The organism is Frigoribacterium sp. AC759, assembly GCF_979256015.1.
In genome coordinates, this window is record NZ_CEEDMT010000209.1 from 1 (window position 1) to 233 (window position 233).

General features: G+C 75.1%; 1 protein-coding gene. It reads right to left on the reverse strand.

The features are described 5' to 3' along the window. Window positions 1-2 precede the first annotated feature (2 nt). Window positions 3-233, reverse strand: a 231-nt coding sequence (locus ACZ6JE_RS15690; RefSeq protein WP_464319553.1) for an NAD(P)H-hydrate epimerase, incomplete at its 5' end; no start/stop codon positions are given.

Below are 233 nucleotides of genomic sequence, written 5' to 3' on the forward strand. Positions count from 1 at the left end.
GGCTAGGGGGTGGAGAGCTCGGGGGCTCCGAGGCGGAGACCGATGTCGATCAGGACGACGCGGCCAGCGAGCATCGGCCCGCTGCCGCGAAGGAGCCCCGCCTTGCGTCCGCCGAAGGTGACGGTCACGTCCGCCGGCAGCACCAGCTCGGCCGATCCGTCGTCGGGATGGAGGCCGCTGGGGAGGTCGACCGCGACCACCAGCGGACGCCCCAGCACCGGCCCCGACGGCCC